Genomic DNA, 20,838 nt, shown 5'->3' on the forward strand with positions numbered 1-20,838 from the left:
AGCGTCGGGCGGCGACGAGCAAAGAGTTGGTCGTTCACCCGCCGCGCCAGAACAAGCAATCTACAGCATCGGGGGATGATGCGGCCCGGGACCGGTGGCGCCCGGCACGAGATTGCGGGCACGCCCCGAATGACCGCTGAAAAGCCCGGCCTCCAGCGCGGCGGCGATGAAGGCCTCTCTCGACATTTCCAGCCATCCCGGCCGTGCAACGGCGCGATCGCAGCAGCTCACGGCCGCATGATAATGCCGCCCGCGCCGGTGCGGCCAGTTTTCCGCGAGCAGATTGCGGGCCTGGGACGGCCCTTTGACCGCAAGCGGTCCGTCTTCGCCGAAGCCGAGATATACCGGCGCAACCCACCTTGCGAAATGTCCCATCGTGGTCTCCTCCCTCATTTGTCATCAGCCGGACCTTCGGTGGGCCGGTCTCTATCGTCACGTCTTGTTTTCATGGCATCGGAAAGGTCGCGCTTGCGGGGATGATTGAGATTTTCCCGCATGGCATCGCGATCCTTGCCGGGGTCGTCCTTGGCGGGCTTGTAAGCGCTCGGTCGGCTTTCTTCAGGTCCTTCCCAGCGCGGGCGCTCATCGCTCGTGCCCGGAGGGGCGCCGGATGGTTTATCGGTCATGGTGTGTCCTCATGTTTCTCCAACCAGCGCCAAACCAATTCGGGCGGGTTTTGTTCCGGTCAATTTTGCTGGAACAAGCGTTGGCGGAGCGGGTTGGGTGTGCGTCAACGAAGGCGTCTTCGACCGTCGCAGAAACGTGGACTCTCACGGCGATCTGAACCGACCTCGGTTGCGTCGATTATGTAACCAGACAGCGGGATAACGCCCGCAGTTTATGGCTATCCGAGAATTCCCTGACAGGGAAATTCTGCATCTGCTCCGCAAAGCGACGATTTGCTTCTGCCAACCGATCGTGCGAAACATTTTAAATCCACCGGTGCACGGGAAACGTAGTGTCGTATGACAACCAAAAAGATATGCCCGAGAACAAAGTAAGGCGATACGATGGCAAGAAACAACGATAAGAACAAAGTCTCGGCAGAACGTTCCGACGCATTGCTGGATAGCAGGACCATAGAGCTCCTCTCCCAGATCAAGCAGGAGCCTGTACCCGACCGGCTGCTCGAGCTTGCAGCGAAACTGCAACAGGCGCTGAATGAGCGGGAGGACAAATCCTGATAAGCCTCGTTTAACGGCGATCTCGCGGAAACGCCGTGCGGCTCACACGGCGTTCGTGTATTCGGGAGCCTGTCGGTTTCATCGCATCAGAAACCTGTCCGGATTGTCTGCAAAAGTCTGAGCGTCATATGTCTGGTGGTCCTCGAGTTCTGTCTCGGTGCAGTGGGCCGAAGGATGCCATGGTACCCGATATCCCGCCTGTGAAGGCCAGGCAGGGGTAACGCTCGCCCCGCATCTTCTTCATCCTTGCGGCATCTGCCGCGCTCGCCCTCGTTGCCTGGGCGACTGGGGAATTCTTCTACAATCTCGAAATCGCACCGGAGGGACCGATGGAGAACGCCGACCTTCCGACCGTCGACAGGCAGTCGACGCCCTTCGAGGAAAGGGCACTGTCCCCGGCCAATGAGTGACAAGGACGGGGAACGAGAAGGCCGCAGGCGCGGCTCAGGTTTTGTGTTCAGGTTTTCCCTTGCGCTTTCCGGATGCCAGCTCGTCAAGTTCCTTCTGCGACATTGATTTTTCCATCTGCCGCGCCGGTCCCTTGAGGTCGCTTTTCTTCTGTTCGCCGCGTTTGGCGGCGAGCGCCGCGCCGGCGGCCTTCTGCTGAGATTTTGAATTCGCGGGCATGTCGTCTCCTTGGTCTCATTGGCCTTGCTGCCTAACAGGCGAGGCCGGCACATGTTCCCGCCGCGAACAAAAAGCCGTTTCGGACGTTTGGTCACACTATCGGATGCAACAATTCAAGAGGACATCCCCATGGCCGATAACCGCAGTAATCAGCAACAAGACCCTTTGGATTCGCCGGTTGGCGGAGAAGCTGACGTTGAAAGCCTCGCCGAAGACATTACCTCGCGCCAGATCACAGCACAGACCTATGGTGGCGATCCGGTGGAGGACCGCCTCAAGCGTCTGAAAGACATAGTACGTGAACTGGAAAGCCGAACCCAGGCCACCGAACGCGGCAAAGACCTCGAGCCCTTGCTTGAAGAGGCGCGTTCATCGCTCAAGATTGTGGAAAAACAGGCAGCAAGCGGCGAAGGCTAATGGACGGCTGCATGCGCATCGGCGCACCGTGGAGACAGGGGCCTCGAAGCGCTTTTTTATGATAGGAGTGAGCAAGCTTCTGCGTAGCTCCGGATCAGGATCGGCAACGCAGCCGTGCGGCGGTTAGGGCGTAAACGGCAAACTGTTCGACGCCGTTCAAACATCGCACCAGCAGGTGGGAACGGCGGCATATTGCAGATCGAATTCGCCTAGCCGGATGACAGTATGCGACCCGTTGGCTGGGACGAATTCTTTCGTCCGTTCGAGGAGAATAACCTGGCCTTTCTCTGTCAGGAGAAGACGACGATGGCGAGACGAGTCGCTTCAACAAGTTCGTTTACCGGGCATGAGGCACGACCTCTGAATGACCGCGCACCTGCCTCGCGGTCGACGCCCGTTCTGAATTTCAATAATCGAGGGAGTACTAAATGCTGAAATGGGCACTGATTTTTCTGGTGATTTCACTGGTTGCCGGCTTCTTCGGCTTCACCGGGGTATCTGCCGCCGCCGCCAAAATCGCGAAAATCCTGTTCTTCATCGCAATCGCGATTTTCGTGATCCTGCTCGTGCTCGCGCTGCTGGGCATCGGCGCCGTTGTCTAGCGCCGAGACTTACGAAAGTCGCCGCGCGCCTTTCAGAAAGGCGGTGAGGCGGCTTTCGGATACGCGCAAACCGTTGATCAGTTTTGCCGGACGCGCCGCCTGGCGCATTAGCAGCCCGCGCTCCGCCGCGTCATTGGAAAGCGCCAGCACGGCGGGATGGATGTAGCTGTTGCGGCAGATCGTCGGCGTGTTGGAAAGCTCACTTGCGGCGGCTTCCGACATGGTCCGGATAAGCGGCGTTTCGCCGTTGCGGACATCCCGCTCAGCGACACTAAAGGCGGCCACGGTACCGCCCCAGGTGCGGAAGGTCTTCGCCGAAAACGGTGCGCCGGCAATTTCGGCGAGATAGGCGTTCAGCTGTCCGGAATCGATGGAACGCGGCGTGCCGTCCTCCTCCCGCCAGCCGAAGAGCTCGCGACCGGGCAGGTCCGCGATCCGCTCCAGGACACGTTGCAGGCGCGGCGCCTGCAGCCGGCGGCGCGCCCGCCGTCCCCCTTTTCCGGCAAACTCGAGCTCCAGGTGCTCGCCGAAGCGCACATGCCGCTTGAGTAGGGTCGAGGCGCCGTAGGTGCCATTTTCCTCGAGATAGGATCGGTTTCCAATTCGCAAATGCGCGGCATCGAGAAGCATTGTCATGGCGCCGAGAACGGCGCGCGGCAGATTATCGAATTGTCCGGCATCGCGGCGGGCACGCCGACGAATCCGCGGCAGGGCCGCCGCGAAATCGACGAGCTGGTCATACTTCTTTTCCTCCCGGAGTGCCCGCCAATCCGGATGGTAGCGATATTGCTTGCGTCCCCGGGCGACGTAGCCTGTCGCCTGCAGGTGGCCGTTGGGCCGCATGCAGATCCAGACGCGTTCGTGGGCGGGCGGGATCGCCAGCGCGTCCAGCCGCCGACGCATTGCCTTGTCCCGGACGAGGGTGCCGTCCGGCATACGGTAGCTGAAGCCGCGGCCGCGGCGTTCGCGCGAGATACCGGGCTCCCGGTCGCTGACGTAGACAAGGCCCGCCTGTTTCAGAATGAAGACCTCATCGTCCATTTCATCTTTCACCGAAGATGTCCTCGCTCCAGGGAGCATGGGAAGGATCCGAGCGTCGTCCGGCCATTGCTGCCGGCAAACGGCCGTGACGATTTGTGTGTTTCGCGCCGAAACAGGAACATTCGCAGATCCTTCAAGTTCGATCAGCAATGAAACGGCATCCAATGCCGAAAGACGCGCTATGGATTGGATAAATCATGTTCAAGAACGGTCTCTCCCCGCTTACTCTGGCTCTCGTGGTGGTGGTTCTGATGCTGCTGGCGGTGGTCGGTGTCTATCGGTTCAACGCGGCGCCGGTCGAAGCACCGACCCGGCATCCGCCCATCGAAGACGTGCCGCCGAGCGCCACGGGCGACGCCGACACCCCTTGAGCGGGGGTCGGCGCCGATATTTCTCAGGCTACGCTCAGTACCACCTTGCCCTGCGTATGCTGGTTTTCCAGAACCGCCTGAGCCTTCGCCGCGTCGGAAAGCTGAAACGTGTTCTGCACGGAAATCCGCAGCTTGCGCCGCTCGACGAGTTCGGCGATCTCGGCGAGCTGGCCGCCGTTGGGCTTGGCCATGTAGCCGGCGGTGCGGACCTTGAACTTCGAGGCGGTTTCCCGGTCGGGCTCGCCGAGCGTGGAGACCATGATGCCGCCTTCCTTCAGCACCTCAAACGAACGCATGCGCGTTTCGCCGCCGATCAGGTCGAACACGAGATCGACGGGGTCGAGGACGTCCTCGAAGATTTCCGATTTGTAGTCGATGACCTGATCGGCGCCGAGCTTGCGCGCGAATTCCATGTCTTCGGGCGAGACCGTCGTCGCCACCCAGGCGCCCTTCGCCTTTGCGATCTGAACGGCAAGATGGCCGACGCCACCGCCGCCGCCATGGACGAGGACGCGCTGGCCCTCCTGAAGCCCGCCGTGATCGATGAGACCCTGCCAAGCGGTGAGGCCTGCAAGCGGCACGGCCGCGGCCTCCTCGGCGCTCAGGGATTGCGGCACGGCGGCTAGATGTTCTGCCGGAACCGCCACATACTCGGCATAGCCGCCGCGGCTCATGTCGAGGAAGGCGAACATGCGGTCGCCGACTGCGATGTGCCCGACCCCTTCGCCGAGCGCCTCGGCCTCTCCGCAGATATCGCGGCCAAGGATCATCGGCAGCCTGTCCTCGTCAACGGCGCCGTAATCGCCGGATCGAATTTTCCAGTCTACCGGATTGACGCTCGCGGCAAGCACCTTGATCAAAACTTCACCTGTGGCCGGCTCAGGCCGCTCGACCTGCTCGAGTGACAGAACATCGGGCGTTCCGAAATCATGGATGCGGATCGCTTTCATCATTACCGTCTCCTTTGTGGTGCGGCGGTGGCACCGCCATCATTTGTGCCCAAACGATTGAAACGGCAGATTGTTCGCACCGCCGCCCAAACGGCCAGGAGATTCCGGAACCTAACGGGATGACTTCTGTTAGACGCCCAACCACGGATCGACCGGGGAAGCCGCGCGGCGAGCGCGCGGCAACCGGGGCCCAAACAGGAGGAACTGAAGGACACGGGCGTGACCGTCACCTGCCTGATGCCCGGCGCCACCGACACCGCGATTGGCCAGGGCGAGAAGGATGATCCGAAAAAGGTTGCCAGGGCCGGCTATGAAGCGATGAGGGCAGGGGAGGGCGATGTCGTCGGGGGCTGGAAAAACAAGGCCATGGCCGCTGCTTCCGGCATGGTGTCGAGTGAAAGGCTGGCGGCCCAGCACCGCAAGATGGCCGAACCGGGCTCCGGCAAAAGCTGAGCGCAAGGGGTAGCGGCGCGGTGGCTCTTGACCCCCTGAATGGATTAAGGAAACCTCCGGCCCCAGAGGCCGGAGGCGACGTCCTCAGATTTTGCTGACGGCGTCCTTGCCCTTCATGCCATCGCGGCTGTGCTCAAGATCGAGATCCGTCTCGGCTCGGCTTTCAGTTCGTCCGGAACCATCTGGCCGGGGCCGCCCTTGGCGATCGTCGTGCCGCCGTCAACATACCACAGCGCGCCGGTGACGTTCGACGCCTCGTCGGAAGCGATGAAGGCGTAGACATTGGCGATTTCCTCCGGCGTGCCCCGGCGTCCGAGCACGGTGCCCGCGAGCGTCATCTTCTCCATCTGATCGTTCATCGGGCCAGTATCGGTGTGGGTCCAGGCTGTATCCACCGGTCCCGGGCAGACACAGTTCGCCCGCACGCCGTATTTGCCCTGTTCGAACGCGACGCCGCGCATGAAGGCGTGCACGAAGCCCTTGGTCCCGCCGTAGGGCGTGTTGTTTGCTTCGCCGACCTCCCCGGCTTCCGAGCCGGCGGAAATCACGACGCCGTGCGTCTCCTGCAGATGCGGAAGCGCGTATTTGGTCATCAGGAATACCGAGCGGACGTTATCGGTTATGGTACGGTCGAAATTCTCGACGGAATAGTCCTGGCACTCAGCGGCCTCGAGAAACACCCCCGCATTGTTGATCAGGATGTCGAGACGATCATAACGCTTGATGGCTTCCGCGACGCAGGTCTCGGCAACGCCATGGTCGCCGAGATCACCGGGGAAGGTCTCCGCCTCGCCGCCCTTGTCGCGGATGGCGGCGGCGACGTCATCGATAGGGTCGCCGGGTAGGCCGGCAAGCAGCAGCCTCGCGCCCTCCCTGGCGAATTTGTGCGCGATGGCCTCTCCGATCCCTGTTCCGGCTCCGGTAATGAGGGCGATCTTTCCGTCCAATCGTCCAGCCATGATTTTGTCCTTTCCTGATTGATGGTTCGCCCGCCCAACTTCACGGGATGGACGATGTTCCGAGAAATGACGGGAAGGCGATCAGGACAGGACCAGCCAGATTGGGTAACCGAGGGCAAGCATCGCCGCCACGCCGATCAGCCAGTAGCAGACGAACCAGCACAGACGCTTCAGCCACTTCCGTTGGGGCATCAGTGATAGCCTTTGGAGAGGTCAACGTGGCCTCTGAAAACCCAGTAAGCATAGGCGGTATAGGCGAGGATAATCGGGATCAGGGCCAGCGCGCCCACCAGCAGGAAACGCAGGGAACTCTCCGTCGCGGCACCAGCGCCGAAAAGAAGACCGTCGGCCAGCCGAACCAGCGATCGAAATCGACCCGGTTGGCGCTGCCACGCCATCGCTGTTGCCGCCGGATTATTTCCTTGCGAATTGCGGCTTGGCATCCTTTTCGATGCGCTTCTTGGACTTCGAATGATCGGACATGCTCCCTCCACGGGTTTTTGTACCGGCTTTGCTGTTGATCCACTGTCGACAGTGCCCGCCGCTTCCGCGCGGCGGGCTGTCTCCAACCGGTGAGGTGGAGAAAGGTTCCGGAGGTGCCGCAAACCGCGCCTTTCGGATGAGCCGCAGCAGCCTATCGCGGAACGATGCTTACACCGCCGTCCGATTCGAGAACCGCCGATTTGATCTGGTCAAGGCGTTCCAGCCCGTGGAGCTGTCGCGCTGTCGCCAGGACATCCTCCAGGCTCACCCGGGACCGTTTCAACGCTCTCAGGTCAGGTCTACCGTCGGATATCAGCACGGTCGGGGTACCATCGAGGAACAATGCAAGCCTTGGCGTCCACCGTTTGACGTAGGAAAGACCGACATCAATCGTGAACAGAACGATGATGAGAATGACAGCATTGGTAATCGAGAAGTCGTCACCGAGAAGCGCCTGCTGTGTAGTCTCCGCCACGATCAGCAGAAGGACAAAGTCAAAGGGCGTCATCTGGGCCACGGCGCGCCGGCCGGAAAAACGCAGGATCGCCAGCAAGGCGATATAGATGGCGAAGCCGCGGATAACGGTTTCCATGGTGACCTCACGGCAAAACCAATGTTGAGAATTGTACGGGCGCTTCTCCGTCAACGGAGATGGCAAAACGCTTCCGGCCTGGCGATTGGGCGCGAATGTCGATGACGAGGGAGCCCCGCTGATCGCCATTAGTGGCGATTGCCAGCTTATGACCGCCTTCGGCGAGCTCCGTATGCATCGGAGTCGGCTGGATGCTCTCGATCTGAAAGGCCTCGCGGAACGCGGCGCTGAGCAGGACGGTATGTCCAGCAAGGGCTTGATCAAAATCGATCCTCATCCTGTCGGAAGTCTGCCAGCGCGTCACGGCGGGGAGCTGAATGGTCGCCGTGTCGCTGCTCTTTGTGGTGGCAGAGAAAGGGCCGCCGGCCCCGGTGAAGCCGAGCACTGCCAACAGAACGAAACCGATAAATCCGAGCCAGGCGCACCTTTCCGCAAACCAGAACCGCTCCTGAAAGGTCCGGTTCTCGTTAAGCTGCAGGCCATCGGGCCGGATCGGCGGGGTGTGGCGATCGGTGGGCGAACGGGCCTCCGTGAGGCTGGATATGCCGGTCTGTCGCTTTCCCATGCATTTTCTCTGTATGGCTCAAAGTCTGATAGAGCGTGAGCGGGCAATTGCGCCTGTACACACAAAAAACGATCATATCGGTTCGAATGTTCCTCGCTCGCAGGCCGATGCCGGTTGACGCCCCGCAACGACGCCGCCCGGATATCGGCCACGCCTTGTCCCTGCTTGGCTGGAGTCCCGTGACGGAGCTTTCAGACTGAAACAGACGACCGATTGGTTCCGTGGAAGCATCTCCGTACTTCCGGTGCATGCAGGCGGCGCAGGCCGGACTCCCGCGCCCGCCCTGTCGACAAATGCCGAGCGGCGCTGACGAAAGAGGGCGGACCGTTTTGGAAAACGATTCGCCTCTCCCCGAATGACAGCAATCCTCCTATTTCCGGTCCTTGACCCGGTGAGGCTTTCCATCTCTGGCGGTTTGCGCCCCCACCTTGTCCGCCTGCTTCTCGACGCCGTAGGGCGATGGGCTGGCGGCGCCAAGATCGGCGGAATCGCCGACGCGCTGGGAAAGCGGCTGGTCGGCGTCGTCTGCGGTCGGCGACGTCTCGCCTTTTTTCCAGACCTCTTTCGGTTTCTTGAGGTCGCTGGCCTTAGCAGAGGCTTTTGGCCTTTCGTGCTCCGTCTGCGGTGCGGGAAGCGGGCCCCTCGCAGGGCTCGCTTTCGGATCAACCATTTCTGTTCTCCTCTCGGTTCGTGTTCGCCGCGACATGCGGCCGAATCGAGACAGGGTTCGGCCACTGTCTCGGTCTCACTCCACCGGCTCGAGTACGGCGCAGGCGAGGCGGTCGCCCGCGTCGCCCGAGGGCTGGGTGCTGTAGTCGTCGGAACCGGCGTGAATGATCACCGCCGAGCCGTCATCATCGAGGATGCGCATATTGCCCGTACGTCCAAGCGTGAAGCCGCGGACGAAAACATCGGCCTTGGCGATGCCGTCGGATCCAACATGGAGGTTCGGCATGTCGCCGGGGTGGGGACCATTTTGGCTCTTGATGCCGTGCTCGAGCCCGCGCGCGAGATGACCTCCCGCGCTCTTGAAGCCGTTTTCGCCATCACACTGGCCAACCTCATGCACGTGAAAGCCATGCTCGCCTTCTGGCAGGCCTTCTGCATTGATTTCAACCAGAACGACGCCGGAAGCGGTCTCCAGCATGGTCACGGTTCCGGTGATGTTGTCTCCGGCAAGGCTGCCCTGAACGCGGTCTCCATCTGCGGCCGCTGCAAAGTTGGCGGCCAGTGCCGCCATTGCGACGGTCAGGGTAAAGATCTTCGTTCTCATTAAACGATCTCCTCTTGCTGCGGGCCTCGGCCCGGTCCGCGCCTAACAGCGAAGGAGCGGAATTGTTCGCAAACCCGTCGCCGGGGTTCCGCTGGAACATTCCGCGCGGCCTGCAGTTGGACGAGCGACGGCGGCATGCCGGAAAACTTCAAGGAGAAAATGATGCGAATTTCAGAAATCATGACACGCGACGTCGCCCTTGCAAAACCCGATGACATCATCATCGAAGTCGCCAGGCGAATGACGAACGAAGATATCGGTTTCCTTCCCGTCGGCGAAAACGACCGGCTGGTCGGAATGGTGACGGACCGCGACATCGTCACGCGGCGTCGCCACGGGTCTCGACGGACGCAGCAAGGTGAGCGAGGTGATGAGCACCGACGTCAAATATTGCCGCGACACGGACGCGGTGGATGACGTTCTCGCCAATATGGGCGATATTCAGGTGCGCCGCCTCGTCGTGCTGGACGACAACAAGCGCATGTGCGGTATCGTCTCGCTCGCGGATGCCGCCCGCGGCAGCCTTAACGACACCGGAGATAGCCTGAAAGGGGTCGTTCGCGCCGGCGGCAGCCATAACCAGTCCGGTGCCTAACGGCGATTTTCGGATGGTCCTCGGATGTGGCCTGATTGGGAAACCCGGCAATGCTCGGCATTGCGCGCTCGGCTCCGCCGGAGATAATCTCAGCTACGCCCTGGCTTCGCTTCCACATGGCGTTTGAAGTTGTTCAGAATCGCCTGCCAGCCATCGCGCTGCATGTCGATCGCGTTCTGGTCTTCGGCGTCGAACGTGGTGGTGACGTGCGTCTTCCCGCCAGCGGATTCGAATGTCGTGCGCGCCCTGCGCCCATCGCTCATGACCATCGTCAGCGCATTATGCGGCTCGACCTCCTCATAGACGGCCTCGAGATCGAAGCCAAAACTGCCGTCCCTGGCTTCCATCCGCGCCCTGTAGCCGCCGCCCACCCTCAGATCAACCTCGGCGCTCGGGCAACACCAATCATCGGAAGCGAAGTTCCATTGCGTGATGTCGGCCGGCGTCGTGTAGTCTTTCCACACACTTTCGACGGGCGCGTCGATCAAGGCGTCGATCGTGATCTTCCGGGTGCTCATGCTCTTCTCCTTAGTCCTCGGTAACAGATGCGGATAAGCTTATTCATGTGGCGGTTCCTCATGGTTGGAGGCTGCGTTGTTCCACCGCCTTTTCTAAGGCGAGGATGTCGATCTTGCCCATTGCCATCATCGCCTCGAAGGCGCGTTTGGCCTTGTCGGATCTCGTCGTCAGATCGAGCAGTGGCTACGACGGGCCCGGCACAAGGCGCAACGCGCTATTCGAAGAACCCTACCGCAAGCATTGCGGTCAGAATGACCATCCGGAACATGATTGTCTCTCCCTGCTTGAGTTGAGGTCTGCTCAGGCGGAGCCCTTGTCGCCCTCGAAATTGAGCATCCACGGTGTGCCGTACCTGTCGGTGAACATGGCGAAGCGCTCGGCCCAGAAGGTTTCGCCGGGCGCCATCTCGACGCTCTGCGCATCCTCTGCCAGCGCGTCGTGGATGCGGTCGAAATCCTCGCGCGAACTCGGCGCGATCGATACGCGGAAGCCGGCGGGCTTGCTGTACATTTCGGCCGGGACGTCCGAGGCCATGATCATGGCACGGCCCAAAGTCATGGCCATGTTCATCACCAGATCGTCGCCGCCAGGCATCCGGCTTTCCGGGTCGGGCGCATCACCGTTGCGGAAAACGCCGCCGATCTCGCCGCCGAGCACCTCGGCATAACGGGTCATCGCCTCGAAGCAGTTGCCCTTGAAGAAAAGATAGATAGTCGGTTCCATGTCGGTCTCTCCCTTGTGGTTGAAATACCGCCCTCAACGGCGGCCATTGGTTACGGCTCCACCGCAGCTTTGAAGAAATCCCTCTGCGCAACGAAGGCGCGCATGAAGGCCGGTCGCGCTTCGGCGCGGGCTACGAAGGCCGCAAGGTTCGGAAACTCTTCGAGCAGCCCTGATCCGCCCAGCCTGCGCAGAACATCGGCCGTCATCAGGTCGCCGGCGCTGAAACGGCCATCGAGCCAGTCGGCATCGCCGAGACGGTGGGACAGGTCGGTCAGCCTGGCGCGAATACGGGCCTCCACAAGCGCCAGGCGTTGCCCAAACCAGTTTTCGTCCCGTTCGAGATAGAGGGCCACCTCCCGGTCGATGATCGTGGGTTCGATGGTGCTGAGCGCGGCAAACATCCAGTTGATCGCCCGTGCCCGCGCGTTCGCATCCCGCGGAAGCAGGCCCTCATGGCGATCGGCGATGTGAAAGACGATTGCGCCGGTCTCGAACAGCGTGAGGCCGCCGTCCTCATAAGTCGGGATCTGTCCGAACGGTTGCAGGGTCCTGTGCGCGGGCTCCTTCATCACGGCGAAAGACACGGGCCGGACAGCGCAGGGCCGGCCAACTTCCTCGAGCGCCCAGCGCACCCGCATGTCGCGTGATAGTCCCTTCCCGCCATCGGGTGAACGTTCAAAGACGGTGATGGTGGGCCTGGAGTCGGCGGTCATCGATTGGGGACCTGTCTCAGTCATACGCGTCGTGCCTCCGCCACCACTGGTACGGCCTGGTCTGCGGCGTGCCGTCGGGGGCGTCCTCCCAGTCTTCCTGCCGGCCGAGGGGCGTCAGGTCGAGCAGTGTCCAGATCGTACCGAGCGTCTCGACCCCGCGACCGGTGGTGTAGTAGGTCCGGTAGATGTCCGCGCCGTCGCGATAGAAAACGTTGAGGCCGAAGCCTGAGGTCACGTCGAAGTCGGCGTTGAAATTATCCCGTGTCTCGTACCAGGGCATCGACCAACCCATGCGCTTGCGGAACGCCTCGATCTCTGAAATCGGCGCTTTCGACACGAAGACGAGCGTGGTGTTGCGGGCATGAAGATGGGAGAGATGCGGCATCTGGTCGGCCACCATGCAGCAGCCTTCGCACGGGCTCGGATCCGCGGCTTTCAGCATGTGGTGATAGACGATGAGTTGCGCACGGCCGTCGAACAGATCGGCCAGCGTGCCGGTTCCTTCGGGCCCGGCGAAGGCATAGTCGCCATCTACCTTCGTCCACGGCATGCGCCGCCGCCTTGCGGCCAGCCGGTCCTGAGCTCGGGTCAGGTCCTTTTCCGCATCGCGCAGGTCGGCGAGTTCGTCGCGCCAGGCATCCGGTGATGTTGTTCGGCGGGCAATTCCAGAGATCGTCTTCGTTTCAGGGTTTGGATTTTCAGTCATATGATGATCCTCCTCGGGAATGCGACGCGCCGATCTTCGGCGCCGTTTCGAACAGGAGCAGCAGATATCGCTTTAGGTGATCGACGCTGTCGCGCGCGATGGCGCGGTCGCCCGTCGCCTTGGCCAGTATGAACGCGCCCTGCAGCACGGCCTGGGTGTGCGCGGCCAGGCTGGCGGGCGTCCAGTCCGCCACGATCCCGCGCGCTTTCATCGCCGCCTCGATATCGGGCTCAAGCGTGGCCGCATGCCCGAAAATGCTTGCCGCGCAGGCATCGCGGATCGCCGGATTCGACCCATAGACCTCCTGCGTCATGGTGCCGACGAGACAGGTGAACTCGGCGAGGTCGCCCTCGATGATTGCCTTGCGGAACTCGATGTAGCCGATCAGCCGCTCGAACGGATCATCATGGTTGTGATATGGGGCGCTGGCGAAGAATGCGCCGGTGGTGGCCGACCAGTGTTCCGCCGCCGCGATACCGAGCGCGTCCTTGCTTTTGAAGTGATGGAAGAAGGCCCCCTTGGTCACGCCCGCCGCCGAACAGAGTTCATCGACGGTGGTGGCCGTATAGCCCTTGGCGCGGATCAGCGACAGCGCCGCAGCAAGCAACTTCGATCTCGCATCCGGTTTTGGGGTCGTGTTGGGCATGCGTCGCCTCCTGTTCCGACTTACATACCAACTAGTCGGTTTCTTGTCAAATTCAGCGATGATCACGCTTGGCAAGCGAATGCGATCGCGAGCCGGAATAGGTCATTGCCGCAATGACGGTCGATCCTGGGGCGCCGCTACCAAATGTTCGGGCGAAGACAAGACCGGCGACCCCGGCGTCCTTTGGCGTCCGGGCCGCACTGTACGGTCTCAAAGGCAAGATCGTTTGTAGCGCATGCGTTTGCGTCAGCTCGGCTTGCCCAGGCGCTTCTAGGGGCCGGGCTATCTCTCAGCCGGAGACAGTCCTCGAAAGGGGTTTTCTGCAATACCTGCCTTACCCTTTGTGCGCTACTCCGACAGAAGAGGTTCGAGTTATTCACTTGTGCAGAAGCTCATGTTTCTACATAGTTTTAATTACATGGCAGGTTTTGGAAATGCGCAATAAAAAACAGTCTTTAAAATTCTCAGGCTTCCTGCTGACGCGCGCACTGCCGATATTAGCGTTGACCGGTTGTATCGGCCTTGGTGTTTTGGGGCTCTTGATTTGGGCGGGTCACGAGGCCGATCGCGTCTCTTACAATCGGCAGGCAAGCCTGGTTCAGCTCGTCGTTTCTCAACTGCGTTCCGAAGTCGCGCACGATCAGGAAAGTGTCACTGTCTGGGACGATGCCGTCGAGCAGGTGCGCGCGCGTGATAGCGCCTGGATGGATAGTAATCTCGGGACCTGGATGCATGAGTACTTCGGCCTCGATCAGGCTTATGTTCTCGATCCCTCAAACCAGGCAGTTTACGCTTTTGCAGATGGCGGAACGGCCGCTCCGAATGCGTTCAATGTAGTCAGCGACCAAGCTCTGCCTTTGGTCTTTGCTCTTCGCGACAAGCTTCGGGCTGGAGGAGATAGTCAAATCAGCGAAACCGTGCTCACGCCGGGCGTATCCGATTTGGCAGTCATCCAGGGGCGTCCCGCCATCGTCAGCGTCAAGCCAATTGTTTCCGACACCGGTGATATCCAGCAAACGCCCGGTGAGGAAGCCGTTCACGTCGCTGTACGCTTTCTTGACGGAAGCCTGATCGAAGAATTGAAGACCGACTATCTGTTCGAAGACCCGCGTTTTTCATGGTCGGCGATCGATGAGCCGCACTATTCCAGCCTGCCGTTTCACAAGGCTGACGGATCCGTATTGGGTTACATGGTCTGGCATCCCCATCACCCGGGGGAAACGATGCTATCAAGGCTTATTCCGGTTTTGTCCGCCTTTATTGGCGTGGCGCTTTGCGCGATCGCGTTCTCTTTGTTTCTGTATCACAACCGCTCGAAAGAGCTTGAGGCGAGTGAGGAGCAGATCCGTTACATGGCGCTCCACGATCCGTTGACCGAACTACCCAACAGAAATTACTTCAACGAGTATGTCGATGTTGAGTTGGCCAAGGGAGAGGGCAGCGCTCTTCTGTTTCTCGATCTGGATCGGTTCAAGCAGGTCAACGATACGCTCGGTCATCCCTCGGGCGACGCTTTGATTCGCGAGTTTGGCCAACGTTTGAAGGCCATCGTACGCCAGGGTGATGTCGTTGCCCGCGTCGGCGGAGACGAATTTACCGTGATGCTCAGGGGAAAGGCCAGTGTGAGGGACGTCGACGTTATCTGTCAGCGCATCGTTGATTCTGCTCGTCGTCCTTTTGTGCTCGGTGGCCAAGAGGTCTTTGTCGGAGTCAGTGTTGGAGTAGCGCTGGCGCCGCGCGATGGCAGTGACCGTGTGAGCTTGCTTCGAAGGGCTGATGTTGCCTTGTACTTTTCCAAGAACTCCGGGCGTAGTCGGTATACGTACTTTTCAGAGAGCATGGACCAGTTGCTTAGCAGACGTCAGGAGATGGAAGGGGATATGCGTGCGGCCCTGAAGACTGGCAACGAGTTTCAGGTTCACTACCAACCCATTATTTCCGCGCTTGACCATCGGGTCAAAGGGTACGAGGCACTCCTTCGCTGGGAGCATCCTAAATTCGGCTCGATCTCGCCCGAGCTGTTTATTCCGATAGCTGAAGAAACCGGAATGATTGAAGCCGTCGGTGAGTTTGTTTTGCGGGAAGCCTGCAAGGCGGCGGCTAAATGGTCAGGCAAGAGCGTTGCGGTCAACGTGTCCGGCGTCGAGCTCCGCGACGAAGGTTACGCCGCCAAAGTCAGAAAAATACTGTTGTCCACCGGGCTGTCACCGCAGGCTCTTGAGCTGGAGGTGACTGAAACAGTCGCCACCGATGAGGCTTCGGCAGTTGTCGCTAATCTCGACGCTCTGCGTGCAATAGGTGTGCAGATTGCGATTGATGATTTCGGGACTGGCTTCTCGTCGCTTGGTCGACTGCGAACCCTGAATGTCGATCGCATCAAGATCGACAGAAGTTTCGTTCAGGGGTTCGGTGAGAAGGCGGGTGATGAAGCCATAATCCGGGCTATTGTCGAACTGGCCCACGCGAGAGGCCTCAAGACGACCGCGGAAGGCGTTGAAACCTCGCTGCAGGACGCAGGCCTTGTCAAGATTGGCTGTGACAGCCTGCAGGGCTTTCTCTACTCGAAGCCGGTTCCTCTACGTGACATCGAGCACATTTCCACTCCTGCCGGCTCGCCAAGCTGAGAGCAAGCGTGGAACTGTGGCTCGGCCCGCGAACCAGAAGCCACCGCGTAGTCGGAGCTGGTCAAGAAACTCGCTCCGCCTAGCTGCTGTCGCACACCGGCTAGGAGGGATGCCGCGTGGGCTCCACCTGCCCATTCTCGTCGGCGCTTTTGCCGTCATTGGCCTCGAAGAGCTCTCGGGTTGCCTCGTCACTTTGTTTTTGCTCGACATTGGTGAGTTTTCGCTGGTGGGCAATGCCGTAAGCGATGGCGAGGCCAAGGAGCACCGGGCCGGCGGCCACCGTAAACAGCCACAGAAGATTGGATAGGGTCATTTCGCCGCCTTTCTTTCTGGAAACAGGCTCTCTGGAACGGGTTTGCATCCGAACCGGTCAGCCCGGCCTTTGTTCCGAACCGAAAAAAAGCCGTTTCGCCGATCTGTCCCATGCTTTTTCGGGAACCAGTACCGCGACGCGTCGGTTAGAGCGGCGGGCGATGCCCGCGAGATCCCGGCGTTCCAGGGCCGGACAAAGCAATAGGAGAACGACCCATGGCAAATTCAGTAGCGTTAGTCACCGGAGCCGGTTCCGGCATTGGCAGGGCGGCGGCACTGGCGCTGGCGGCCGACGGCTATGTCGTCGGCGTCCTTGGTCACACGCCGGAGGAAAACCGAAGAACGGTCGAGGAAATTGAAGCCAATGGCGGCACGGCGATCGAGCTCTCCGCCGACGTGGCCCATGAGGAGGAGATGGCCACAGCCGTGGACAAACTGGTTTCGAAACACGGCCGACTCGATGCCGTCGTCGCCAATGCAGGCGTCAACGGCGTCTGGGCGCCGATCGATGAACTCGAGCCGAAGGCGTTCGACCACACCATCGCCATCAACCTGCGCGGGACGTTCTTGACGATCCGCGCGAGCGTGCCGCACCTGAGGGCGGCTGGCGGCGGATCGATCGTGGTGGTCTCCTCCATCAACGGCACGCGCACCTTCTCCTCGCCCGGCGCCACGGCATACACCGCCACCAAGGCCGCGCAGCTTGCCATGGTCCAGCAGCTGGCGCCGGAGCTGGGAAAGTCATCGATCCGCATCAACGCCGTCTGCCCCGGCGCCATCGACACCGAGATCGACGACAACACCGATATCCGCCATGCCGACAAGAGCGGCATCGAGAGCGAATGGCCCGAAGGGCAAATTCCGCTGACGGGCGGCGTGCCCGGCCGCAGCGAAGATGTCGCAGCCGTCATCGCTTTCCTGATCTCGGAAAAGGCCAGGCACGTCACCGGGACCCCGGTCTGGGTGGATGGCGGTCAGGGGCTGCTGCGCTAACGTTTTTGCTGCTCGTTTTTAAAGGGAGCTCAGCATGAGCAATCGAAAACCAGCGAGGGATGACGACGGGATCCGTCGCCGGTTTGACTGCGCTGCGCCAAGCGTCAGAACCCACAGGAAGATGATGCCCGATGCGCCGCGGTGCATCGAGCAGGCGGTCGCCGCGCCCACTTTATGTGAACCGGTAATATGAGTTCAAGGTTTCTTAGGTGTGTTGTCATCTCCTTGCAGAGGCATGTCTAAAACACATACCAGAACTGTCGCAGTGGCTGGTTGCCACCAAGTAAAATAACCTTTAATTGGTATTTAAAATACCAATTAAAGGTTATGACGGATCATGCGTCTGACGAGTTTCACGGATTACGGGCTTCGGGCCCTCATGCGGATGGCGAGCGACCCCGAGCGGGTGTTCTCGACGGCGGAGATCGCCGAGGAGTTCAAGGTCTCCCGCAATCACCTCAACAAGATCATACAGCGGCTTGCCCATCACGGCATTGTCGATACCCGCAGAGGGGCGGGCGGCGGAGCGATCCTTGCGCGCCCTGCTGCCGAGATCGGGCTTGGCGAGATCATTCGGCTTCTCGAAGAGGGGCAGTCTCTCGTTGAGTGCTTTTCGCCGATCGGCGATTGCAGCGTCACGCCGGTCTGTCGCCTCAAACATACACTTGCTGCTGCTGAAGCAGCCTTTCTGGCCGAGTGTGATCGCAAGACACTCGCCGACATTGCCCTGCCGGCAGAAAAGCCGGCAATTGCCTGACCAAAGGAGGCACCTCATGTTTTCCCTCAACCAACGAACGAACCGTGCCCTCGCCGGGTTCCTCGGCTTAGGGGCCGCCCTGGCCCCGATCTCGGCCTCCGCCCATGTGAAGTGGTTCGCGCCCTATATCGTCGATGCCGCGCCTGCGCCGCTCACGCGCACGTTGAGCGATCCGTATTTCTGGACCGGCATCGTCCTGGTTCTGGTCTTCTTCGTCGCCGCACGACTGATCGAGCGCAGCGCAGCCGGTACCGCCACGCTGGATGCGATGGACCGGGTGACCGATCCGCTATGGCGACATCTTGACACCTTTATGCGCATCGTCGTTGCCGGCTTCTTCGTTGCGATCTTCGCGGTCGGCGGCGTTTACCTGACGCCCGATCTGCAGACGCCCGCCGAGTGGGTCAGTTGGCTGCAGCTGCTGATCGCCGCCGGCATCGTGTCCCGCAAGACCATGCCGCTTTCGGCGGCCGGCATCATCTTCCTGTGGGTTCTGGCGCTGCGCGATTACGAGTTTTTCCATCTGCTCGACTATCTGGCGCTCGGCGTCGCGGTCGCGGGCTATCTGGTGCTTGAAAGCTCCAACCGCCCGGACTGGCGCAAGCATCGCTTCGAGCTCTTGCGTTGGGGCGTGGCGATCGCGCTGATGTGGTCAAGTCTCGAAAAATTCGCCTATCCGGAATGGTTCTATCCGCTGGTGGTCGAAAAGCCGTTCCTGACTTTCGGCATACCGCGCGATATGTTCATCCCGATGGCCGGCATTGCCGAATTCACCATGGGCTTCGGCCTGCTGGCGACGCCGCTCATCCGCAGGCTTTCGGCAATCGCGCTTTTCGTGATCTTCAATGCCGCCGTTTACCCCTTCGGGCGGATCGACCTGATCGGCCATGCGCTGATCATGGCCATCATCGTCGCCATCGCGGTCGACCACACCCGGGAGCTGCATTTCTGGGGCTGGATCCGGCGCTCGCTTGTCGGCGTCCCGCTCGGTCTTGCCTCGGCGCTGGTGATTTTCGCAACCGCCTATTGGGGCCTTCATGCCGCCTTCTTCGGCCCGGATGCGCAGACGATGGCGGAGTTGCGCACCGAACAGACCGAGATGGCGACCCACACCTTCTCGCTTGAGTACCCGCACGGGCCGATCGCTTCCCCGGATATGAGCGGGGCCGATAGCGAACAGGGGGCAGAAGCCCCGGATGCCGGCACGCTGACGGCGACCGAAGCCTATGAACGGTCGATGATGGGCATGCATGAAGAGATGATGGAAGGTCTGCGCCACGACGATCCCGACGTTGCCTTCGTGCTCGGCATGATACCGCACCACCAGGGCGCAATCGACATGGCCCGCATCCAGCTTGCCGCCGGGTCGGATCGCACCAATATGGCGCTGGCGCAGCATATCATTGCCGAGCAGCAGAAGGAGATCGAGGCCATGCGCGCTTGGCTGCGTCAGCGTGGCATCGAGACCGAGTAATGGGCGAGGAAGCGGGCTTGCCCCGCTCTCTCCAACTGCAAGGCGTCAAGACAATTGTGCAGGGCGCCTTGCCTCATGAGATGAGGACCATTCCGGTGAAGCAAACACAAAGCCTCAGGCGCCGGGTTTTTGTGTTTGGTGTTATTGCTGAAGCTGTCCATTTGCAAAGATGGACCAGCTAGCGACTGACAGGAGACCAGTGGTTTCGCCATACCAGCGGCTGCCGGCTTGGACCCGTTCTTGCTGGAACCGGCTTAGCGAATGCGCGTTGATTTTCTTACACACAACTGAAGGGAGCGAGCACAATGAACAGCCCTATTCGCACGCTGGTCAGGGAATATGGATGGATCCACCTTTCCCTCGGCCTTCTCGGCAATATCGGCTTCTTCGTCGGAAGCATCTTCTTCCTGCCTTCTTTGGAGCAATACAAAACGCTGGGCGTCTGGCTCTTTATCGTCGGCTCCTTTTTCATGCTGATTGGCGCGTTGGGGCGCCTGCTCGTGGATGTGACCGACAAAACGTGACGGCCGCCCACTGGCTTTCCTCCGCGCGTCGCGCCTCCATCGCCGCCGGCCCGAAAAAAACGGAACTTCGGCGATCAAAGCCTCAAGGATTTCTCAGCCAGTTGGCGCGACTGAAAAAGGCTCGATAGCCCGCCGCTTCGAGGCCGATTTTGCGCAAACGCAGAGAGGTTGCTCGATCAAATGCGCTTTCAGACGAACTGATACAGTCGCACAGGCAAGCTAGGTGTCGCGCCGCAGCGCGGGGGATCGGCTGGGACAATTGCCACATCACAGCACCCCCAATGCAATGACCGCCAACAGGATGTAGCGACCGGCCTTGGCGATTGTCACGAGAAGCAGGAAGCTCCAGGTCGGTTCGCGCAACACGCCAGCGACCACGGTCAGGGCATCGCCAACAACCGGAGCCCAACTGAGAAGAAGACTCCAGCGACCCCATCGCTGATACCAGCGTGTCGCCCGGTCAAGAGCCTTTTCGCTGACTGGAAACCATCGCCGTTGCCGGTACCGCTCGATCCAGCGTCCGAGCGCCCAGTTGACCGCGGAGCCGAGCACATTGCCAATCGTGGCGACGACAATCAGCAGGACAGGCGGTTGCTTACCAAGAACCAACAGTCCGACCAGTGCGGCTTCCGACTGGGCTGGCAGGATTGTGGCGGCGACGAACGCAACTGCGAAAAGCCCGGCTAGTGAGAACAACCCATCCACATTTCTGGTCGACGCGGGTGTGGCCGTGCA

At 60.7% G+C, this 20,838-nt stretch carries 26 protein-coding genes and 3 pseudogenes; 11 read left to right on the forward strand and 18 right to left on the reverse strand.

Translation table 11 applies throughout. The features are described 5' to 3' along the window. Positions 1-60 precede the first annotated feature (60 nt). Both Mame_RS22255 and Mame_RS22260 read right to left on the reverse strand, forming a co-directional pair. Positions 61-375, reverse strand: a complete 315-nt coding sequence (locus tag Mame_RS22255) for a DUF982 domain-containing protein (RefSeq protein WP_018066890.1) — start codon at positions 373-375, stop codon at positions 61-63. Positions 376-389: 14 nt separating this feature from the next. Next, positions 390-626: a hypothetical protein gene (locus Mame_RS22260; RefSeq protein ID WP_018066891.1), complete on the reverse strand. Its 237-nt coding sequence runs from the start codon at positions 624-626 to the stop codon at positions 390-392. Between the two features lie 384 nt (positions 627-1,010). On the opposite strand from Mame_RS22260, the gene Mame_RS27060 reads away from it, so the two are divergent. After that, on the forward strand, positions 1,011-1,184 hold the full coding sequence (locus tag Mame_RS27060; protein WP_018066892.1) for a hypothetical protein: 174 nt from the start codon (positions 1,011-1,013) through the stop codon (positions 1,182-1,184). Positions 1,185-1,628: 444 nt separating this feature from the next. Here Mame_RS27060 and Mame_RS22265 read toward each other — a convergent pair whose 3' ends face one another. Continuing rightward, positions 1,629-1,811 carry a DUF3008 family protein gene (locus tag Mame_RS22265; RefSeq protein WP_018066893.1) on the reverse strand — a complete coding sequence of 61 codons (183 nt, stop codon included), beginning with the start codon at positions 1,809-1,811 and terminating at the stop codon, positions 1,629-1,631. A gap of 129 nt (positions 1,812-1,940) precedes the next feature. Here Mame_RS22265 and Mame_RS22270 point away from each other — a divergent pair, with 129 nt between their 5' ends. Then, positions 1,941-2,228 carry a hypothetical protein gene (locus tag Mame_RS22270; protein ID WP_155122255.1) on the forward strand — a complete coding sequence of 96 codons (288 nt, stop codon included), beginning with the start codon at positions 1,941-1,943 and terminating at the stop codon, positions 2,226-2,228. A gap of 428 nt (positions 2,229-2,656) precedes the next feature. Next, complete coding sequence (locus Mame_RS22275; RefSeq protein ID WP_018066895.1) at positions 2,657-2,830, forward strand: DUF1328 domain-containing protein; 174 nt, start codon at positions 2,657-2,659, stop codon at positions 2,828-2,830. 9 nt (positions 2,831-2,839) lie between these two features. Here the strand turns inward: Mame_RS22275 and Mame_RS22280 are convergent, their stop codons facing one another. Continuing rightward, entirely contained in the window at positions 2,840-3,871 is a 1,032-nt protein-coding gene (locus Mame_RS22280; RefSeq protein ID WP_018066896.1) for a DNA topoisomerase IB, read from the reverse strand. Between the two features lie 197 nt (positions 3,872-4,068). Here Mame_RS22280 and Mame_RS26810 point away from each other — a divergent pair, with 197 nt between their 5' ends. Then, entirely contained in the window at positions 4,069-4,242 is a 174-nt protein-coding gene (locus Mame_RS26810) for a hypothetical protein (RefSeq protein WP_018066897.1), read from the forward strand. A gap of 23 nt (positions 4,243-4,265) precedes the next feature. Here the strand turns inward: Mame_RS26810 and Mame_RS22285 are convergent, their stop codons facing one another. Beyond that, complete coding sequence (locus Mame_RS22285) at positions 4,266-5,195, reverse strand: NADP-dependent oxidoreductase (protein ID WP_018066898.1); 930 nt, start codon at positions 5,193-5,195, stop codon at positions 4,266-4,268. A 192-nt stretch (positions 5,196-5,387) separates the two neighbouring features. On the opposite strand from Mame_RS22285, the pseudogene Mame_RS22290 reads away from it, so the two are divergent. Next, a pseudogene (locus Mame_RS22290) lies at positions 5,388-5,645 on the forward strand (SDR family NAD(P)-dependent oxidoreductase); the annotation flags it as partial. A 113-nt stretch (positions 5,646-5,758) separates the two neighbouring features. On the opposite strand, the gene Mame_RS22295 reads toward Mame_RS22290, so the two are convergent. The 6 genes and pseudogenes from Mame_RS22295 to Mame_RS22315 all read right to left on the reverse strand — a co-directional run bounded on the left by Mame_RS22295 (position 5,759) and on the right by Mame_RS22315 (position 9,517). Beyond that, positions 5,759-6,604 carry an SDR family NAD(P)-dependent oxidoreductase gene (locus tag Mame_RS22295; protein ID WP_210162287.1) on the reverse strand — a complete coding sequence of 282 codons (846 nt, stop codon included), beginning with the start codon at positions 6,602-6,604 and terminating at the stop codon, positions 5,759-5,761. A 191-nt stretch (positions 6,605-6,795) separates the two neighbouring features. Continuing rightward, a pseudogene (locus Mame_RS27065) lies at positions 6,796-6,927 on the reverse strand (ubiquinol oxidase subunit II); the annotation flags it as partial. A gap of 311 nt (positions 6,928-7,238) precedes the next feature. Further along, positions 7,239-7,679 carry a DUF421 domain-containing protein gene (locus Mame_RS22300; protein WP_018066902.1) on the reverse strand — a complete coding sequence of 147 codons (441 nt, stop codon included), beginning with the start codon at positions 7,677-7,679 and terminating at the stop codon, positions 7,239-7,241. Between the two features lie 7 nt (positions 7,680-7,686). Continuing rightward, positions 7,687-8,244 (reverse strand): hypothetical protein, encoded by a 558-nt coding sequence (locus Mame_RS22305; RefSeq protein ID WP_018066903.1) that lies wholly within the window; start codon positions 8,242-8,244, stop codon positions 7,687-7,689. 370 nt (positions 8,245-8,614) lie between these two features. Continuing rightward, a complete protein-coding gene (locus Mame_RS22310; RefSeq protein WP_018066904.1) occupies positions 8,615-8,914 on the reverse strand; it encodes a hypothetical protein in 300 nt (99 codons plus the stop codon). Between the two features lie 75 nt (positions 8,915-8,989). Continuing rightward, the gene (locus tag Mame_RS22315) at positions 8,990-9,517 is read right to left on the reverse strand and encodes a superoxide dismutase family protein (RefSeq protein WP_018066905.1); all 528 of its coding nucleotides are present in this window, start codon (positions 9,515-9,517) and stop codon (positions 8,990-8,992) included. Positions 9,518-9,679: 162 nt separating this feature from the next. Between Mame_RS22315 and Mame_RS22320 the strand changes: the two are divergent. After that, positions 9,680-10,112 (forward strand): annotated as a pseudogene (locus Mame_RS22320) (CBS domain-containing protein). Between the two features lie 89 nt (positions 10,113-10,201). Here the strand turns inward: Mame_RS22320 and Mame_RS22325 are convergent. The 5 genes from Mame_RS22325 to Mame_RS22345 form a co-directional block, all read right to left on the reverse strand. After that, entirely contained in the window at positions 10,202-10,630 is a 429-nt protein-coding gene (locus tag Mame_RS22325) for an SRPBCC family protein (protein WP_018066908.1), read from the reverse strand. Between the two features lie 301 nt (positions 10,631-10,931). After that, entirely contained in the window at positions 10,932-11,354 is a 423-nt protein-coding gene (locus tag Mame_RS22330) for a VOC family protein (RefSeq protein WP_018066909.1), read from the reverse strand. Positions 11,355-11,404: 50 nt separating this feature from the next. Then, the gene (locus Mame_RS22335; RefSeq protein ID WP_235726868.1) at positions 11,405-12,091 is read right to left on the reverse strand and encodes a glutathione S-transferase family protein; all 687 of its coding nucleotides are present in this window, start codon (positions 12,089-12,091) and stop codon (positions 11,405-11,407) included. After that, a complete protein-coding gene (locus Mame_RS22340) occupies positions 12,084-12,773 on the reverse strand; it encodes a DUF899 domain-containing protein (RefSeq protein ID WP_018066911.1) in 690 nt (229 codons plus the stop codon). Before Mame_RS22340 ends, Mame_RS22335 begins: the two co-directional genes overlap by 8 nt. After that, on the reverse strand, positions 12,766-13,419 hold the full coding sequence (locus tag Mame_RS22345; RefSeq protein ID WP_018066912.1) for a TetR/AcrR family transcriptional regulator: 654 nt from the start codon (positions 13,417-13,419) through the stop codon (positions 12,766-12,768). Before Mame_RS22345 ends, Mame_RS22340 begins: the two co-directional genes overlap by 8 nt. A 434-nt stretch (positions 13,420-13,853) precedes the next feature. Here Mame_RS22345 and Mame_RS22350 point away from each other — a divergent pair, with 434 nt between their 5' ends. Beyond that, the gene (locus Mame_RS22350) at positions 13,854-16,043 is read left to right on the forward strand and encodes a putative bifunctional diguanylate cyclase/phosphodiesterase (protein ID WP_018066913.1); all 2,190 of its coding nucleotides are present in this window, start codon (positions 13,854-13,856) and stop codon (positions 16,041-16,043) included. Between the two features lie 100 nt (positions 16,044-16,143). Here Mame_RS22350 and Mame_RS22355 read toward each other — a convergent pair whose 3' ends face one another. After that, positions 16,144-16,356, reverse strand: a complete 213-nt coding sequence (locus tag Mame_RS22355; protein WP_051085164.1) for a hypothetical protein — start codon at positions 16,354-16,356, stop codon at positions 16,144-16,146. Positions 16,357-16,571: 215 nt separating this feature from the next. Between Mame_RS22355 and Mame_RS22360 the strand changes: the two genes are divergently transcribed. The 4 genes from Mame_RS22360 (at position 16,572) to Mame_RS22380 (ending at position 20,103) form a co-directional block, all read left to right on the forward strand. Next, positions 16,572-17,348, forward strand: a complete 777-nt coding sequence (locus Mame_RS22360) for an SDR family oxidoreductase (RefSeq protein WP_018066915.1) — start codon at positions 16,572-16,574, stop codon at positions 17,346-17,348. Between the two features lie 337 nt (positions 17,349-17,685). Beyond that, positions 17,686-18,105 (forward strand): RrF2 family transcriptional regulator, encoded by a 420-nt coding sequence (locus tag Mame_RS22365; RefSeq protein WP_026173846.1) that lies wholly within the window; start codon positions 17,686-17,688, stop codon positions 18,103-18,105. A 16-nt stretch (positions 18,106-18,121) separates the two neighbouring features. After that, on the forward strand, positions 18,122-19,579 hold the full coding sequence (copM, locus tag Mame_RS22370; protein ID WP_018066917.1) for a CopM family metallochaperone: 1,458 nt from the start codon (positions 18,122-18,124) through the stop codon (positions 19,577-19,579). A gap of 305 nt (positions 19,580-19,884) precedes the next feature. Next, on the forward strand, positions 19,885-20,103 hold the full coding sequence (locus Mame_RS22380; protein WP_018066919.1) for a YrhK family protein: 219 nt from the start codon (positions 19,885-19,887) through the stop codon (positions 20,101-20,103). Positions 20,104-20,370: 267 nt separating this feature from the next. Here the strand turns inward: Mame_RS22380 and Mame_RS22385 are convergent, their stop codons facing one another. Beyond that, the gene (locus Mame_RS22385; RefSeq protein ID WP_018066920.1) at positions 20,371-20,799 is read right to left on the reverse strand and encodes a YqaA family protein; all 429 of its coding nucleotides are present in this window, start codon (positions 20,797-20,799) and stop codon (positions 20,371-20,373) included. Positions 20,800-20,838 lie beyond the last annotated feature (39 nt).

This window comes from Martelella mediterranea DSM 17316 (assembly GCF_002043005.1).
Taxonomy (GTDB): domain Bacteria; phylum Pseudomonadota; class Alphaproteobacteria; order Rhizobiales; family Rhizobiaceae; genus Martelella; species Martelella mediterranea.